The sequence below is a fragment of the Pseudomonas sp. TWP3-2 genome (genome assembly GCF_049897765.1).
Lineage (GTDB): Bacteria > Pseudomonadota > Gammaproteobacteria > Pseudomonadales > Pseudomonadaceae > Aquipseudomonas.
The window spans coordinates 1-504 of the sequence record NZ_JAFCWW010000050.1 but is presented as its reverse complement, the minus strand read 5'-3'; the positions used below and the strand labels follow the sequence as shown (position 1 = coordinate 504).

Below are 504 nucleotides of genomic sequence, written 5' to 3'. Positions count from 1 at the left end.
CGTCGCGCGGCGCTGGTTCAGGCGCGAGTAGCCCTGGCGCAAAGCTGGGCGAACGAGCCGCTGCTCAAAAGCGCGTTTGCCGAACACCTGACATCAATGCAGAGGCTTGAAACGCTGGTCGAGAAGATGATCAACGACCAGTTGAAAGAGGCCGGTTTGCTTACCCAACTGAAGCGTTGCACGAAAATTGAAGGTATTGGCTTTTTGACGGGAGCCCGCTTGATTGCTGCGTTTCAGCGTGGCGACTTCAGGAATGCGGATGCATTTATCGCATTTTTAGGCATGGATTTGCGTGTGTCGCAGTCGGGACAGAAGGACGGGCGCCGAAGCCTGACTAAGCGCGGAGACCCCGAAGCCCGACGGCTTTTGCATAATGCGGCAATGTCGGCCAGCCGTACGCCGACGTGGAAAGGATTTTATGAAAAGCAAAGAGGTCGCGGGCTCAGTACGACACAGGCCCTGGTGATCCTGGCCCGCAAGCTTGCCCGAGTGGTATTTGCACTG

Annotated in this window: 1 protein-coding gene; it reads left to right on the top strand. The window is 56.9% G+C overall.

Features of this window, described 5'->3' with window-relative positions; translation table 11 throughout:
• Positions 1–504: transposase (locus ACP7EE_RS27605; RefSeq protein ID WP_426238177.1), on the top strand; the 504-nt coding region annotated here is incomplete at both ends.